At 64.2% G+C, this 15,884-nt stretch carries 15 protein-coding genes and 1 pseudogene; 11 read left to right on the forward strand and 5 right to left on the reverse strand.

The features are described from left to right. The 4 genes and pseudogenes from MAXJ12_RS37700 to MAXJ12_RS19400 all read left to right on the forward strand — a co-directional run. Positions 1 to 331: pseudogene (locus tag MAXJ12_RS37700) on the forward strand (sensor histidine kinase); the annotation flags it as partial. Positions 332 to 806: 475 nt separating this feature from the next. Then, positions 807 to 1,601, forward strand: a complete 795-nt coding sequence (locus MAXJ12_RS19390; protein WP_008837667.1) for a DUF899 domain-containing protein — start codon at positions 807 to 809, stop codon at positions 1,599 to 1,601. A gap of 291 nt (positions 1,602 to 1,892) precedes the next feature. Continuing rightward, complete coding sequence (gene dusA, locus MAXJ12_RS19395; RefSeq protein WP_050898859.1) at positions 1,893 to 2,906, forward strand: tRNA dihydrouridine(20/20a) synthase DusA; 1,014 nt, start codon at positions 1,893 to 1,895, stop codon at positions 2,904 to 2,906. A gap of 76 nt (positions 2,907 to 2,982) precedes the next feature. Next, the gene (locus MAXJ12_RS19400) at positions 2,983 to 3,813 is read left to right on the forward strand and encodes a sulfite exporter TauE/SafE family protein (RefSeq protein ID WP_008837669.1); all 831 of its coding nucleotides are present in this window, start codon (positions 2,983 to 2,985) and stop codon (positions 3,811 to 3,813) included. Between the two features lies 1 nt (position 3,814). On the opposite strand, the gene MAXJ12_RS19405 is transcribed toward MAXJ12_RS19400, so the two are convergent. Both MAXJ12_RS19405 and MAXJ12_RS19410 read right to left on the reverse strand, forming a co-directional pair. Then, positions 3,815 to 4,522, reverse strand: coding sequence for a TIGR02281 family clan AA aspartic protease (locus tag MAXJ12_RS19405; RefSeq protein ID WP_008837670.1), 708 nt, complete (start codon positions 4,520 to 4,522; stop codon positions 3,815 to 3,817). A 5-nt stretch (positions 4,523 to 4,527) separates the two neighbouring features. Then, positions 4,528 to 4,761, reverse strand: coding sequence for a DUF1289 domain-containing protein (locus MAXJ12_RS19410; RefSeq protein ID WP_008837671.1), 234 nt, complete (start codon positions 4,759 to 4,761; stop codon positions 4,528 to 4,530). Between the two features lie 123 nt (positions 4,762 to 4,884). Between MAXJ12_RS19410 and MAXJ12_RS19415 the strand changes: the two genes are divergently transcribed. Further along, positions 4,885 to 5,874: a nicotinate-nucleotide--dimethylbenzimidazole phosphoribosyltransferase gene (locus MAXJ12_RS19415; RefSeq protein ID WP_008837672.1), complete on the forward strand. Its 990-nt coding sequence runs from the start codon at positions 4,885 to 4,887 to the stop codon at positions 5,872 to 5,874. Positions 5,875 to 5,879: 5 nt separating this feature from the next. Here MAXJ12_RS19415 and MAXJ12_RS19420 read toward each other — a convergent pair whose 3' ends face one another. Continuing rightward, positions 5,880 to 7,409, reverse strand: coding sequence for a sensor histidine kinase (locus tag MAXJ12_RS19420; protein ID WP_008837673.1), 1,530 nt, complete (start codon positions 7,407 to 7,409; stop codon positions 5,880 to 5,882). Between the two features lie 75 nt (positions 7,410 to 7,484). Between MAXJ12_RS19420 and MAXJ12_RS19425 the strand changes: the two genes are divergently transcribed. The 4 genes from MAXJ12_RS19425 to MAXJ12_RS19440 all read left to right on the forward strand — a co-directional run bounded on the left by MAXJ12_RS19425 (position 7,485) and on the right by MAXJ12_RS19440 (position 9,995). Beyond that, positions 7,485 to 8,102 carry a thermonuclease family protein gene (locus MAXJ12_RS19425; protein ID WP_008837674.1) on the forward strand — a complete coding sequence of 206 codons (618 nt, stop codon included), beginning with the start codon at positions 7,485 to 7,487 and terminating at the stop codon, positions 8,100 to 8,102. Between the two features lie 47 nt (positions 8,103 to 8,149). Continuing rightward, positions 8,150 to 8,761, forward strand: a complete 612-nt coding sequence (locus MAXJ12_RS19430; RefSeq protein ID WP_008837675.1) for a glutathione S-transferase — start codon at positions 8,150 to 8,152, stop codon at positions 8,759 to 8,761. Positions 8,762 to 8,763: 2 nt separating this feature from the next. After that, on the forward strand, positions 8,764 to 9,384 hold the full coding sequence (locus tag MAXJ12_RS19435; RefSeq protein WP_008837676.1) for a uracil-DNA glycosylase family protein: 621 nt from the start codon (positions 8,764 to 8,766) through the stop codon (positions 9,382 to 9,384). A 107-nt stretch (positions 9,385 to 9,491) separates the two neighbouring features. Further along, positions 9,492 to 9,995: an Lrp/AsnC family transcriptional regulator gene (locus MAXJ12_RS19440; RefSeq protein ID WP_008837677.1), complete on the forward strand. Its 504-nt coding sequence runs from the start codon at positions 9,492 to 9,494 to the stop codon at positions 9,993 to 9,995. A gap of 55 nt (positions 9,996 to 10,050) precedes the next feature. On the opposite strand, the gene gltA is transcribed toward MAXJ12_RS19440, so the two are convergent. Then, entirely contained in the window at positions 10,051 to 11,340 is a 1,290-nt protein-coding gene (gltA, locus tag MAXJ12_RS19445; RefSeq protein WP_008837678.1) for a citrate synthase, read from the reverse strand. A 176-nt stretch (positions 11,341 to 11,516) separates the two neighbouring features. Continuing rightward, complete coding sequence (gltX, locus tag MAXJ12_RS19450; protein ID WP_008837679.1) at positions 11,517 to 12,941, reverse strand: glutamate--tRNA ligase; 1,425 nt, start codon at positions 12,939 to 12,941, stop codon at positions 11,517 to 11,519. A 164-nt stretch (positions 12,942 to 13,105) separates the two neighbouring features. On the opposite strand from gltX, the gene MAXJ12_RS39665 reads away from it, so the two are divergent. Next, a complete protein-coding gene (locus tag MAXJ12_RS39665; protein WP_280113339.1) occupies positions 13,106 to 14,356 on the forward strand; it encodes a ComEC/Rec2 family competence protein in 1,251 nt (416 codons plus the stop codon). Continuing rightward, the gene (locus MAXJ12_RS39670; RefSeq protein ID WP_280113340.1) at positions 14,269 to 15,852 is read left to right on the forward strand and encodes a ComEC/Rec2 family competence protein; all 1,584 of its coding nucleotides are present in this window, start codon (positions 14,269 to 14,271) and stop codon (positions 15,850 to 15,852) included. The genes MAXJ12_RS39665 and MAXJ12_RS39670 overlap by 88 nt, the downstream gene beginning before the upstream one ends. Positions 15,853 to 15,884 lie beyond the last annotated feature (32 nt).

Below are 15,884 nucleotides of genomic sequence, written 5' to 3' on the forward strand. Positions count from 1 at the left end.
GACGAACGCGCTCAAGTACGGCGCTTTATCGGTCCCGGACGGCCTCGTCTCGATTGCGGGCAAGATTGACCGGCTCAATGGCAGTGGGACGTTCTCCTTTGCGTGGAGGGAAACCGGGGGGCCGTCGGTAACTGCGCCGACCCGAAAAGGTTTCGGCAGTGTTATTCTTGTCGACTCGGCCAAGCAGTTCAGCCAGAACGTAGTGCTGGATTATACGCCGCAGGGTTTGCGCTATGATCTTCAGCTTCAACTCAGCGCAATCGAATCATCGAGGGCTGTCTTAAGACACGAAAAGCAGCACAGCGCTCAGCGACGTGCGCGCCGGTTCTGATTAGATTCGGGCGGCCGCCGCCACGTGTGTTGGACGGGCGAAACAGCAGCCCCGTGTCGACGCCAGTCATCGCGGCGGATGTGCAAAGGTCGGCCAAAGTGATCAGGCTCGAGAACGACCGCTTCGGGCCGGGATGCCTTTTGCCTCTGCGGCCTTGACGATGTCGTCGTACACCGACGAGGCCGTTTGAGCACATTTATTGAGGCAGTTCCGAATGCTTCCTCCCGTGCTGGGATATTCCGCCCAAAGTCCGTCCAGGTAAAGAGTGCGCCTCACTGCATTGGCGGTCTCCGGCAAGTCGAATCGGGCGGCGCGGTCATGAAGCGCCGCAATCTCCATTGGAATGCCGTCACATTTGTTACTCCCATCGTTTGGATTTCGGATGCCAAACTATCTCACGACCAAGAGCGAGCGATGAGCAGCGCTTCAGCCGCGAAGATGCGGGAATTCGCCCAGATCAGGAGGTTTCAAAGCCATGACCACATCAGCCGAGAACGGACGGAAAGGCGGGCAGCCCGCCATGCACACACCACCAGTCGTGTCGCCGCAGGCGTGGGAGGCGGCCCGCGAGCAGTTGCTCGTGAAGGAAAAGGCCATGACCCGCGCCCGTGACGCCCTGGCCGCCGAGCGCCGGCGAATGCCCTGGATGGCCGTGGAGAAGACGTATGCGTTCGAGGGGCCAGCGGGGAAGGTCAGCCTGCTCGACCTGTTCGACGGCCGGCATCAGCTGATCGTCTACCGCGCCTTCTTCGAGCCAGGCGTGTTCGGCTGGCCCGACCATGCCTGCCGGGGCTGCTCCATGGTTGCCGACCAGGTCGCCCACCTCGCCCACCTCAATGCCCGCGACACCACCCTCGTCTTCGTCTCGCGTGCGCCTCAGGCGGACATCGCGCGGCTGAAGGCGCGGATGGGCTGGGAGATGCCGTGGTTCACCATCACGGACAGCTTCGACGCCGACTTCGGCGTGGACGAGTGGCACGGCCATAACGTGTTCTACCGCGACGGCGACCGCGTGTTCCGCACCTACTTCATCGACAACCGCGGCGACGAGCAGATGGGGGGCACCTGGAACTACCTCGACATCACGCCGCTGGGCCGGCAGGAGGTCTGGGAGGATTCGCCCGAGGGCTATCCCCAGACCCCGACCTACAAATGGTGGAACTGGCACGACAGCTATGTCGCGGACGCTGTGCCCGACAAGAAGTGGGTCGAGGTGTCGGATGCCGGAGAGGCGGCGTTCCGAGACAAGGACGCGAGCACGAAGCCATAAGCCAGGACCGTTCCGATGGATCCGGCGGGAGGCGACGGTCGGCCTGAGGGTCGGATCGAGATGCGCGTGATGCAGGTGTCGGCGCGGGCCATTCGCGCTCGATATCGAGTGGCATCCTTGCGCCGGCGGAAAGTCTCGCCGATATATCGTCCCTTGCGGCGCACCTGAGCGCGCCGGAAGGGCGTTTCTTGATGGTCGCCAACGTGCTTCATGTCAGCCGGGAGGTCGAAAGCGGGCCAAAAAGGGCGTAAATGAGTGCGCACGGGCGTGTGCACGTTCACGGTTGAGTCCATGATAGATTACAATAAGTCGTTGATATTGCGTCAGAAAATCACAAGCGTCGCGCCCATGATGGACTGGACGGATCGTCACTGCCGGTTCTTTCACCGGCAGCTGACGCGGCGTGCGTTGCTCTATACGGAAATGGTCGTCGCGGACGCGGTCATCAAGGGCGCGCGCGAGCGCCTGCTCGGCTTTCATCCCGACGAACATCCGGTGGCGTTGCAACTCGGCGGGTCCGACCCGGCCAAGCTCGCTGAAGCTGCCGCGGTCGGCGAGGCGTTCGGTTACGACGAGATCAACCTCAATGTCGGCTGCCCGTCCGACCGGGTGCAGTCGGGCATTTTCGGCGCTTGCCTGATGAGGACGCCATACCTGGTCGCTGAAGGGGTGGCCGCCATGAAGGCCGCGACGAAAATTCCGGTGACGGTGAAATGCCGCATCGGCGTCGACGACCAGGATCCGGAAGAGGCGCTCGACACGATCGCGGAGGCGGTTTTCGCAGCCGGCGCCGATGCGTTGTGGGTGCACGCGCGAAAGGCCTGGCTCGAAGGGCTTTCGCCGAAGGAAAATCGCGACATCCCGCCGCTCGATTACGGCCGCGTCTATCGCTTGAAGCAGAAGCATCCGGACCGCTTCATCGGCATCAATGGCGGCATCCAGTCGCTGGAGGAGGCCGCGGAACATCTCGGCCATACGGATGGCGTGATGCTCGGCCGCGCCGCCTACCACACTCCCGGCATCCTCGCCGGGGCGGATGCGCTGGTTTCGGGGGAGCTGCAGGCGGAGTTCGATTTCGCGGCGCTGATCGAGACGATGGCGGATTATGCCGCCAGCCATATCGCGGCCGGCGGCCGTCTCGGCCACATCACGCGCCATTTGGTCGGCCTGTTCCATGGCTTGCCGGGAGCCCGCCGCTTCCGCCAGATTCTGTCCACCGACGCAAACCGGCCGGGCGCCGGACCGGAAGTGCTGGGCGAGGCATTTGCCGTTGTCGATCTCGAGGGCCTTCGCCAGGCCGCCTGAGCTGCCCAACTCTCCATCTTGTTTACAATATCGGCCGCACGGGTTAGCGACCGTACGAGCTTTTCGGGTAAGGCGAATGCCGGCGCTGGACATGGGATGGAGCGAGATCGCCGGTTTTGCCGCCGCGATCGCCGCGGCGGGCGTGGTCTCCGGACTTCTGGCCGGCTTGTTCGGTATTGGCGGCGGCGCGGTCATCGTGCCGGTGTTCTATCAAGTGTTCGGCCTGTTCGACGTCGACGAAAGCGTGCGCATGCATGTCTCGGTTGGATCTTCGCTGGCCATCATCGTTCCCACGGCGTTCCGATCCTTCATGGCGCACAAGGCGCGGGGCGCGGTCGACATGGAACTCCTGAAGTCGTTCCTGATCCCGGTGCTGATAGGTACCGTGCTGGCCTCGCTCGCGGCCGCCTCGATCTCCAGTGAGGAACTGCGCATGATCTTCGCGGTGCTGGCGCTGCTCTTCGGCATCCGCCTCCTGTTCAACCGCGAAAGCTGGCGGCTCGGCGATCACCTTCCCGGCAATCCCTGGCGCGCGCTGGCCGGAATCGTGATCGGCTTCTTCTCGACCCTGATGGGCATTGGCGGCGGCATCATGAACGGCACCTTCATGACGCTCTACGGCCGGCCGATGCGTCAGGCAGTGGGAACGTCGTCCGGCGTCGGCCTGCTGATCGCCGTACCGGGCACGATCGGCTACATCTGGGCGGGGTGGGGCAATCCGGACCTGCCGATCGCTTCCACCGGCTATATCAACTGGATTGCGGTGGCGCTGGTTATCCCGATAGCGCTCATCGTCACGCCCTATGGCGTGCGGCTCGCCCACTGGCTGAAGAAGCGCCACCTCGAAATCGGGTTCGGGCTGTTTTGCCTGCTGGTCTCAGCGCGATTTTTCATAAGCCTGGCTTAGACTAATCCCGCAGGATCATTCGGTCGCCGCGGACGTCGAAGCCCGACAGCGTGCCGATGAAGTTCATGCCGAGCAGGCTTTCGGAGAGCGTCCCGTCGGCGGCCACCAGCACCGGCAGGTTTCTTCGCGTGATTGCGCCGACGCTGATCTCGCTGGCCGTGACTCTCGCCGCCTGCGCGACGCCATTGGCCGTCGAAACGGGAATAGAGAAGTTGAGCTTGTCGGGATCGAAGCCGGCGAGCCTCGCATCGGCGGAAGTCAGCACCGTGGCGCTCGCGCCGGTATCGACCATTGCGGTGATCCGTGTCCCGTCGACAATGATATGCGCGCCGAAATGACCGCTGGGCAGCTTGTCGAGCGTCACTGTCGTGCGGCCCTCGGCATCGGTGATCGACAGAGGGCTGCCCGGCACCAGGCCCGCCGTGACGCGGCTGGCGACATCCTGCAATTCGTAGCGGTACTGGTAGCCGGCGACCAGCACCAGCACGACCAGCAGCCAAACAGCGAGGTTGCGCAGCGTATCGCCGAACATGTGGCGCGAGCGCCAGATGCCGGCTGCGATAACCGCGCCGAGAACGCCGAGATAGAGCAGCCGGCTGAAATCCTCATTGGCAAGGCCCAGCGTCTCGCCGCTGGAATCGTTGATGATCAGCAGGATAAGCCCGCCGCCCAGTACGGCCAGTGCGATCCAGAGCAGTTTGTTCGTCATCCGTGTCAGGCCAGTGTGCCGCGCTCGCGCGCCATGCGGCCCCGCCGTGTTTCCCGGCGGGGTCGGCGCTCGACGGTTTCCAGGCGGGCCGGCAATTCGGCCATTACCTCGCGGCGTCTTTCCGGGGTCATGTCGATCCAGGCCTCGATTTCATCGCGCGTGCGGCCGCAACCGAAGCAGTAGCCGGTTTTCATGTCCATCGCGCAGACGAGAATGCATGGAGATTCGATGGCGCTCATTGCGGTTTCCGTTTGCCCGTCACACATGGGACAGGCTGGCTCCCAATGCAAGGCACCCCCATTGTGCCATGCCGCAGTGGCGGCTATGCCGCTCGCAACGACCAATCCAGGAACCGAGACGACATGACGAGCGCGCTTCCTTTCGATGATTTCCGCAAATTGCTGGCCGCATTGCCTGCCGGCAATGCGGCGGCGGGCGAGCGCGTCCGGGCGCAGTTCGCGCGAGCCGAAAAGCCGCGAGGCTCGCTAGGCCGGCTTGAGGAAATCGCAGCCTGGCTCGCTATCTGGACCGGTCGGCCGCCGGCCGTGACCAAGCCGCTGGTGGCGATCTTTGCCGGCAATCACGGCGTTGCCCGTCACGATATCTCGCCACGGCCGGTCGAGGCCACGGCGCGCGCGGTCGAACTTTGCGCCGCCGGCGGCGCGGCAGTCAACCAGCTTTGCCTGGCGCATGATCTCGGCCTCAAAGTATTCGACCTGGCGCTGCATCTGCCCACCGCCGACATAACCGAGGAGGCTGCGCTCGATGAGCGCGGCTGCGCCGCGACCATGGCCTTCGGCATGGAAGCGATCGCCGGCGGGACTGACCTTGTCTGCATCGGCGATCTCGGCGTCGGCAATTCGAGCGTCGCTGCCGCGATGTTTGCCGCACTGTTCGGCGGAACCGGGGCTGACTGGGCCGGAGCGGGTTCGGGCGCCGACGCGAAAATGATTGCGCGCAAGGCGAAGATCGTCGACGCGGCACTCGCCCGGCATGCCGGCCAGCTTGCCGATCCGTTGGAAGTGCTGCGCCGTATCGGCGGCCGCGAATTCGCGGCGATTGCCGGCGCAATCCTCGCCACGCGGATGGAGCGTATCCCCGTGATCCTGGACGGCCATGCTGCGACCGCCGCCGCGGCGGCGCTTCAGGCGGCCAATCCGGCTGCACTCGACCATTGCGTCGTCGCGCATTTGCCGGTCGAGCCGGGGCATCGGAAGGCAATCGAGAGGCTTGGCCTCGAGCCGCTGCTCGATCTCAGGCTGGCGCATGGCGAGGGAGCAGGGGCAGCCCTTGCCGCCGGTCTGGTCAAGGCCGCAGCGCTCTGCAGCACGGGCATGGCCGCGGCGCTCTGACTACCTTAGCGATGCCGCGTTCCCGTCGCCGCGGCCTTGGCAGTCGGGACGGCCGGCAGTTCTTCCATGACGCGCGCCGGCGGGAAAATCGCGATGGCTTCGGTGCCTTCGCGCATCTTGGAGTGCAGCTCGAATTCGCCGCCATGCATGGCGAGCAGGCCTTGCACGATCGGCAGACCGAGCCCGGTACCCTGTTCGGCGCTTTTGATGGCGATCGAGCCCTGGCCGAAGGCCGAGAGCACGACCGGGATTTCTTCTTCCGGGATGCCCGGCCCGTTATCCTTGATCGAGATGTATTGTCCGCCGCCGGCGGTCCAGCCGACCCGCACCAGGATCTCGCCGCCGGTCGAGGTGAATTTCACCGCATTGGACAAGAGGTTGAGCGTGATCTGGCGCACGGCGCGTTCGTCGGCAAAAAGCCGCGGCAGCACGCTTTCGAACTGCTGGACGATGCGGATGTCCTTGTGCCGGGCCTTCAGCTCCATGAGATGACAGCATTCCTCGACGATCTGCAGCAGGTTCGCCGGCTCTTCGTTGAGTTGGTAGCGGCCGGCCTCGATCCGGGACAAATCGAGGATTTCGTTGATCAGGTCGAGCAGATGCTGGCCGGATTCGTGGATATCGTTGGCATAGTCCCGGTAGGTACCGTTGCTCATTGGCCCGAGCACCTCGTTGCCCATCACCTCCGAGAAGCCGAGGATGGCGTTGAGCGGCGTGCGCAATTCATGGCTCATCGAGGCGAGGAAGCGCGATTTGGCAAGGTTGGCCTCTTCGGCGCGGCGGCGGGCCTCGTCCGACATCGACTTCGCCGTTTCAAGCTCGGCGATCAGCCCATCCTTTTCCGAGCGGAACGAGAGCAGCATCAGCGAGGATCGGTTGAGATGTTCGGCGACATGGGAGAAAAACGGCAGCGCCAGCACCAGCAGCCCGACCATGACCGTCTCGACGGTCGTCCAGGCGCTGACGCCGATCACCGTATAAATGGCGACTGGAAGTGCAAAGGTTATGACCAGGGCCCCGCGTAGCGACGAGGCGATCAGCGCCGTCGCCGCCATGGCCAGCAGCAGCACCACCGCCTTGATGACCGGAAATTGCTCGACCTGGCACTCCGTGCATTGGAGCGAAGCGAAATAGGCCCAGCCGAGGCCGCTGACGAAATGGGCGACGAAAAAGCTGGTTCTGGCGCGCGCAATGTTGACCTCGGCGGCTTCCGTCCGGTCGATACGTTGCGCGACAAGCGTGAGTCCGGCGTAGCATGTCACCGTGATCAGCGCCCAGATCAGGATCGAGCCTTCCATGCCGGCGAGAAGGCCCGCGGCTGCGATCACCAGCACCAGAAGCGGTATCGCGGTTGCGCTGGACACCATGGCGCGGGCGTGGAGTTTCAGGAGTTCGCGATCGAAGGCGAGATTGCCGGGCTGCTGCGAAAGACGGTCGCGCGTCTTGCGCACCGCGCGCGCCACATCGCTGTTGCGGTGCGGTTTCCTGCGGTCCACAATGAACTTGTCAGCCGTATGCGAGCGTATCAACGCCATTGCGGTTTCAATTTATGCGAGCATCTGCTTTCGCCTCGCAGGCTAGTTCCGAATGATTAAGAGATTGTTTGCCATATGAGCAGGTCGTGGCGTGGGCCGTACCGCGCGGCGGTTTCGCGCCGTAGGCGCAGTCTTCCGCGCAGGCTTTTCGACTGGTTTCTCGCAATCGCAATTCTCGGCCTGCTCATCCTCCTGTCGGCGAGGCTCGACCGTTCGGAGCCGCGACTTGCCAGCGGCTCGGCCGTCGTGAATGACGGCGACACCATCACCGTCGGCGACGAGCGCATCAGGCTGCGTGGCATCGACGCACCGGAATATCAGCAGATATGCCGGAAGAGCGGGGCCGACTATGCCTGCGGCCGCGCTTCGCGCGATGCCCTGGCCAGGTTGACACGCAACAAGGCGGTCTCTTGCTCGGGCCGTCAGCACGACCGCTACGGCCGGCTGCTCGGCGATTGCAAGGCCGGCGGCGTCAGTCTCAACAGCGCCCAGGTCGAGGCCGGATGGGCCATCGCCTACGGTGATTTCGAGGCGGAGCAGGCGAGGGCGCGCCAGCGGGCTGCCGGCCTTTGGGCGGGTTCGTTCGAGGAACCGCGCGCCTGGCGCGACGCGCATGGCGGCATGGTCGAGAGCGACCGCGATCATGGCGGTTCTTTCCTCGATTGGCTCCGACAAATCCTTCGATTTTCCTGAATCGAGACCTTATAGTTCCGAACTCAACAATCCTGGTGGCAGCAACGATGAAACTTTTCGATGGTGGCCGTGCGCCGAATCCGCGGCGCGTACGGGTATTTCTGGCCGAGAAAGGCATCGAGGTCCCGCTGGCGCCCGTCGACATGAGCGCGATGGAACACAGGGGCGGCGAGATCACTGCGCGCAACCCGTTGCAGCGCCTGCCGGTGCTGGAGCTCGACGACGGCACGGTTATCTGCGAATCCGTCGCCATCTGCCGCTATTTCGAAGAGCTTCATCCCGAGCCGGCTTTGTTCGGACGCGGCGCGCTCGGCAAGGCGCTGGTCGAGATGTGGCAACGTCGCATGGAGCTCAATCTGCTGACGCCAGTGTCCCAGGCTTTCCGCCATGTCCACCCGGCGATGAAGGACTGGGAGGTGCCGCAGATTCCCGAATGGGGCGAAGCCAACAAACCGAAGGCTGTGGAATTCCTGCGCCTGCTCGATGCTGAACTGGCCGGCCGCGAATTCGTCGCCGGCGACGAATATTCGATCGCCGACATTACCGGCCTCATCGCCCTCGACTTCATGAAGCCGGCGCGCATCCAAGTGCCCGACGAACTGGCCAATGTGCTTCGCTGGCGCGCGGCGATTTCCAGCCGGCCGAGTGCGGCCGCCTGAGCGTGGCTGACAGCCTCATTAGTCTGGCGGCGGACATCAGCGCCTGCCGCGTTTGCGTTGAAAACACCGCCGCGGGGCGGTCGCTGCCGCATCAGCCGCGGCCGGTGGTCGTGCCGTCGGCGACGGCGCGCATCCTGATTGCAGGCCAGGCGCCGGGAACCAAGGTCCATGCCACCGGCCTGCCGTTCAACGACGCGTCCGGCGACCGCCTGCGCGCTTGGCTGGGCGTCTCGCGCGACGAATTCTACGATCCGGAGAAATTCGCGATCGTGCCGATGGGCTTCTGCTTCCCGGGACAGGACGCCAAGGGCGGCGACCTGCCGCCGAGGCGCGAATGCGCGCCGGCCTGGCGGTCGCGGCTGCTCGCTCTGATGCCGCAGATCGAACTCGTGCTGGCGATCGGCCTTTACGCGCACTCCTGGCATCTCGGCCCGCTGCGCCGTGCTTCCTTGACCCAGACTGTTATGGACTGGCGGGAGATACACGGCGCCACTTCGGCGCCCAAAGTGCTGCCGCTGCCGCACCCGTCCTGGCGCAACAGCGGCTGGATCAAGAAGAATCCGTGGTTTGAAACGGAATTGCTGCCGTTCCTCAGGTCGGAAATCGGCTCTCGCATACCCTGATTTCGCGCAATCCCATTCCCTGGAAACGGCGGGTCCGGAGAATTCTTTTCTTGTGCAATTCGATGGCGCGGCCGATTATGCTGGAATGAAATTCTAATGGAGCCGTCATGGATCGCCTCGATCGGAAAATTCTTCGCCTTCTTCAGGAGGACTCCACGCTTGCCGTGGCTGACGTAGCGAAAAAGGTCGGCCTGTCGACGACGCCCTGCTGGCGGCGAATCCAGAAGCTGGAGGAGGAGGGCGTCATCAAGCGGCGCGTCGCTTTGCTCGATCCGGTGAAGATCAATGCCCGCGTCACGGTGTTCGTGTCGATCCGCACCAATTCGCACAGCCATGAATGGCTGCGGCGCTTTTCCGAAGTCATCCAGGAGTTTCCCGAGGTGATCGAATTCTACCGCATGAGCGGCGATGTCGATTACCTGCTGCGGGTCGTGGTGCCGGACATCGCCGCTTACGACGCCTTCTACAAGCGGCTGATCGCGAAGATCGAGATTCGCGACGTGTCCTCGGCCTTCGCCATGGAGCAGATCAAGTACACGACCGAAATGCCGCTCGACTACATGGCGCTGGACAAGGAGAGCGGCTCGATCAGCGCGGGAGCCGGTATCTAGCAATTCGCTGCGCGTCGCTTAGGACGCGCAGCGGAATTCCAGTCGAATAGTTCCCTCAGCGCTTGGCGATGGCGATGAAATCGCGCTGCGGGTGGCCAGTATAGAGCTGGCGCGGCCGGCCGATCTTCTGGTGCGGATCCTCGATCATTTCCTTCCACTGAGAAATCCAGCCGACGGTGCGCGCGACCGCGAACAGCACGGTGAACATAGTGGTCGGGAAGCCGAGCGCCTTCAGCGTGATGCCGGAATAGAAGTCGACGTTCGGATAAAGCTTCTTCTCTATGAAATATTCGTCTGTTAGAGCGATTCTTTCAAGCTCCATGGCGACGTCGAGCATCGGATCGTCCTTGATGCCGAGTTCGCCGAGCACCTCATGCGCGGTCTTGTGCATGATCTTGGCTCGTGGATCGTAATTCTTGTAGACGCGATGCCCGAAGCCCATCAGCCGGAATGGGTCGTTCTTGTCCTTGGCCCGCGCGATGAATTCGGGAATGCGGTCGACATGGCCTATCTCCGACAGCATGTTCAGCGCCGCCTCGTTGGCGCCGCCATGCGCCGGTCCCCAAAGACAGGCGATGCCGGCGGCGATGCAGGCGAAAGGATTGGCGCCGGACGAGCCTGCCAGCCGGACCGTCGATGTCGAGGCATTTTGCTCATGGTCGGCGTGCAGGATGAAGATGCGCTCCATGGCGCGCGCCAGAACCGGATTGACCTTGTATTCCTCGCAAGGCACTGCAAAGCACATGTGCAGGAAGTTGGCGGCGAAGTTCAGCTCGTTCTTCGGGTAAACGAAGGGCTGGCCGATATGGTATTTGTAAGCCATGGCCGCGATCGTCGGCATCTTGGCGATCAGCCGGATCGACGCCACCATGCGCTGGTGCGGATCCGAAATGTCGGTCGAGTCATGATAGAAGGCCGACAGTGCGCCGACTACGCCGCACATCACCGCCATCGGGTGCGCGTCGCGGCGGAAACCGGTGAAAAAGCGCGACATCTGTTCGTGCACCATAGTGTGGCGCGTTACGCGATAGTCGAAATCGTCCTTTTGCGCCTTGGTCGGCAGTTCCCCGTAGAGCAGCAGGTAGCAGACTTCGAGAAAATCGCTGTGCTCGGCGAGCTGGTCGATCGGATAGCCCCGGTGCAGCAGGACGCCCTCGTCGCCGTCGATGAAGGTGATCTCGGATTCGCAGCTTGCCGTGGAGGTGAAGCCCGGGTCGTAGGTGAACGCGCCGGTGTCGCGATAAAGCGTGCTGATGTCGATGACATCCGGTCCAACTGAGCCGCTGCGCGCCTTCAATTCGAGAGCTTTGCCGCCAAACTCCAGTTTCGCTGTCGATTCGGTCATCAAAAACTCCCTTCGTTCAAGCGGCGCGAGAGCGCCCGGTTCGGCAAAGCGGCAAACAGCCTTGAATGCGCGGCTTGTGCTAGCGCATTTGGCAGGCCCTGCCTAGTTATTCGATAGCAGCAATGTTGCACTGCAACACACCGCTTTCAATGCCGTTCGGTTGAGCCAGAAACGCCTCAATCGATTTGATCCGCGATGCGCGCCAGACTTTCCTCGCGGCCGAGCACGGCGAGCACGTCGAACACGCCGGGCGAGGTGCTTCGGCCCGTCAGCGCCGCGCGCAAGGGCTGCGCGGCCGCGCCGAGCTTCAGGCCGTTTGCCGTTGCGTATTCGCGAATCGCGGCTTCCGCCGAGGCGGCGTTCCAGTCGCCATTTACGGCTTCCAGCGCGGCAAGCGCGCCGGAGAGCACGGTGCGCGGCTTCTCGCCCAGAAGCGCTGCCGCCTTCTCATCCATTGCCAGCGGCCGCTCGGCAAACAAAAAGGCTGCACCGTCAGCAAGTTCGACCAGCGTCTTGGCGCGCTCCTTCAGGCCCGGCATCGCCGTCAGCAACTGTTTTTTGCGCGTGTCGTTCATACCTTCGATCAGGAGCGTGCCGTTGGGCAGATAGGGCAGGGTGGCGATCAGCGCGTCGGTAAGCTCGGCGTCGTCCATCTGGCGCATGTGGATGCCGTTCAGTGCCTCCAGCTTCTGGAAATCGAAGCGCGCCGCGCCCTTGTTGACATCGTCGATATCGAACCAGCGGATCATGTCGTCGAGGCTCATCACCTCGTCGTCGCCATGGCTCCAGCCGAGCCGCACCAGATAGTTGCGCAGCGCCGCCGGCAGATAGCCCATGGCTCGGTAGGCCTCGACACCGAGCGCGCCGTGCCGCTTCGACAGTTTCGCGCCATCCGCGCCATGGATAAGCGGAATATGCGCCATCACCGGGATCTCCCAGCCCATGGCGTCGTAGATGATCTGCTGGCGAGCGGCATTGGTCAGGTGGTCGTCGCCGCGGATGATGTGGGTAACGCCCATGTCGTGATCGTCGACCACAACAGCATGCATGTAGGTCGGGTTGCCGTCCGACCGCAGGATGATGAAATCGTCGAGATCCTTGTTGGGAAACCGCACGTCGCCCTGCACGCGGTCGCGCACGACCGTCTCGCCGTCGTGCGGAGCCTTGATGCGGATCGCACCCTTCACCCCTGCCGGCGCCTCGGAAGGGTCGCGGTCGCGCCACCTGCCGTCATAGCGCGGCGGGCGGCCCTCGGCGCGCGCCAGTTCGCGCATCTGGTTGAGCTCTTCCGGCGAGGCATAGCAGTAATAGGCCTTGCCCATCCGCACCAGTTCCTCGGCGACTTCGCGATGGCGCGCCGCCCGCTCGAACTGCGACACCGGCTCGCCTTCCCAGTGCAGGCCGAGCCAGGTCAGTCCATCGAGGATCGCGGCGGTGGCCTCATCGGTCGAGCGCTCGCGGTCGGTATCCTCGATGCGCAGCAGCATCGTGCCCTTGGTGTGACGGGCATAGAGCCAGTTGAACAGGGCCGTGCGCGCCCCGCCTATGTGCAGATAGCCGGTGGGCGAGGGGGCAAAGCGGGTGACGACGGTATCGGGCATAATATTTCCAGGAAATGGCGGCTTTCCGCGAGCAGGAGCTGCCCTTGGCGCGCATGGCAATTCGGTGCCGTTCATGTAGCATAGAGGGTCGAGGGTGCAAGGGGCAGGGATCGAAGCCACCTGACGCGCAGGCGTCGAGTACGGCCGATCCCGGGGGGATTCGGATGGCCGGCGAAACGGCGGCAGGCGATGTCAGCGAGCGCATGCTGTTTGCGCCGACGCCGGATGCCGGGCCGCTTGTCCCGGTTCAGCCTCCAGCCGCGCTCTCGCCCGCAAATCGCCGGTTTCCGCTGCCGGCGGCGCCGCTCGGCGGTGCGTTTCCAAAAGCGCTGCTCCCGGCCTCAAGCGCCTCGCGCGCGCTCCGCCAGGATATCGCGCTGGAGATCGACCGCGGCGCCGCGTTTCTGCTTGTCCCGGTCTTCCTGGCGTTCGGCGCGATCGTCTATTTCGCGCTGCCTTTCGAGCCCGGCTTCGCGCCGGCGCTGGGCGGAACGCTCGCCATCGGCCTTGTCCTTGCGCTGCTGCAGTCGCGCGGCGTAATCCATTTCGCGCTGGCCGCCGTCCTTGTCTGCCTTCTCGGCTTTCTGGCGGCGAAGGTTGAAACCTGGCGAGCCGGCACGAAAATGCTGGGCGGCGAAATATCGACGCTCGTTACCGGCAGGGTGGCTGCGATCGATCATCTCGCCAATGGCCGCACTCGGCTGACACTCGACGTCACCGCCACCGCCCGCCCGAAACTGCGCTATGCGCCGGACAGGATTCGCGCGTCGGCGGTAAAGGTTCCAGCTGGTCTCGCCGTTGGCGCGGAGGTTGCCGGCCTCGTGCGGCTGATGCCACCTTCCGGCCCGGTGCGGCCGCAAAGCTATGACTTTTCCTTCGAAAGCTATTTCGATGGCATCGGGGCGAGCGGCTTTTTCCTGCGCCCGCCGCAATTGAAGACAGCGCCCGCACCGCAGTCAATCGGTACGGAGGAGACAAGCCAGAACAACGGTTTGTCAGCGGGTCTTCACCCGGCGCAACCGGATCTGCCCCTGTCGGCGCGCGGCTCGGCCTGGATCCAGAACGGCCGCAACGCCATTGCCGAACGGATTCGCGAGAGGATTGGCGGACCGGAAGGCGAAATCGCCGCGGCCTTGGTGGTCGGCGTCCGCGCCGGCATTCCCGAAACGGTCAATGAATCGCTGCGCCGCACCGGCCTCTACCACGTCATCTCGATCTCGGGCCTGCACATGGCGCTGGTAGCCGGCACCATCATGGGCGGCCTGCGGTCGGCTTCGCGCTGTTTCCGGGCTTTTCTTCGCGGCGGCCGGTCAAGAAATACGCCGCGATCGCAGCGCTTGCCTCGATTTCCGCCTATCTCTTCATCTCCGGCGGCGAAGTCGCAGCGCAGCGCAGTTTCATCATGCTTGCGGTGATGCTGACGGCGCTGCTCTTCGACCGCGCCGCGTTGACCATGCGCAATCTGGCGGTCTCGGCCATCGTCGTCATCGCCATCTCACCGCATGAAGTGATCGGCCCGAGCTTCCAGATGTCGTTTGCCGCGACCGCTGCACTCGTCGGCGCGTACGCCTGGTGGTCGGACCGCAAACAGGCCGATTCCACGATGGCGCGTCCGCCGAACCGGTCGCCGGCCGGCAACGTGCTCAGGAAAGTGCTGGCGTTTGCCGTCGGTCTTGCGGCGACCTCTGTCGTGGCGGGCCTCGCGACCGCAGTGTTCGGCGCATACCATTTCCAACGCGTCTCGCCGCTCAGCCTGGCTGCGAACCTTGCAGCGATGCCGATCGTCTCAACCCTGGTCATGCCTTTCGCTGTGATGGGCGCCGCCGCCATGCCGCTCGGCATCGAGGGCCCGTTCTTCTATGTCATGGGCAAGGGCCTGTCGGCCATGATCGCGGTTGCCGACTGGTTCTCCGCCCGCTCCCCGCTCGATGCGGTTGGGCTCGTACCGGTTCAGGCCGTCCTGCTCAGCGCCATCGCCCTGGTCTTCGCCACCATGGCGACGACCAGGCTCCGGCTGGCGGCCTTGCCGTTCGCGGTACTCGCCGTGGCGGCGCTCGCCTTCACGAAAACGCCGGACGTGTTTGTTTCGGAGGACGGGCGTCTGGTTGCGCTGCGCAATGGCGAGGGAGAGTTGGCCGTCAATCGAGCCCGGCCGAACCAGTTCACGATCGACAGTTGGAAACGCGCGCTGCTCGCCGAAACCGTGGTCCGTCCCGGCAAACCAGCCAATTCCCGGACGAAGCATACCGAGCCGGCGTCATCCGGCCCGCCTGGCCCCAAAGCAGCAGGCGCTGCGTCGGCGCTCACTAGGACGGCGGGTCAGTTCGCGACCGACACCGGCGAACGGATCGGCGGCAAGTCTGTAGCTTCCGGCTCCAACACGGCAGCACCAATACTGACGACTGCCGAACCGACGCCTGTAGCGAACGCATCAGCCGATGAGCTATCGGCCAAGCCGGCGGACCAGTCCGCCGAGATATCGCAGCCTCCCGAAACGGTTCCCGACGCCCGGTTCAACTGCGACACCGCCCGGTGCGCGATCCGCCACCCGTCAGGCCGGATCGTCGTCCACACGGCCGATGCCGCCGCGGCGCGAGCCGCCTGCGGCTACGCGGCGCTGATCGTCATCGACGATGCGACCGCTGAACTTGCCTGTCCGAATCCTGCCGTTGCGATCGTCACCAAGCGCGACCTTGCCAGGCACGGCAGCGCCGCAATCCACTTCGCCGCGCCGGGCTTGAAACCGGAGATCCGCTATGCGATGGCCGAACCATACCGGCCTTGGCATGCGCAGCGCCAATTCTCGCGCGCTGCGCGCGGCATGCCGCCTTACCAGCGAAAGCCTTCATCCAAGACCAAGACGCCATCCAACCCGCCGGAAGACGAAGCTGTCAGCGAATCGCATCAATAGCCTGCGCAGGCAGTCAAAACGCTGTCCGAACT

Origin of the sequence: Mesorhizobium alhagi CCNWXJ12-2 (assembly GCF_000236565.1) — a bacterium.
Classification (GTDB): Bacteria; Pseudomonadota; Alphaproteobacteria; order Rhizobiales; family Rhizobiaceae; genus Allomesorhizobium; species Allomesorhizobium alhagi.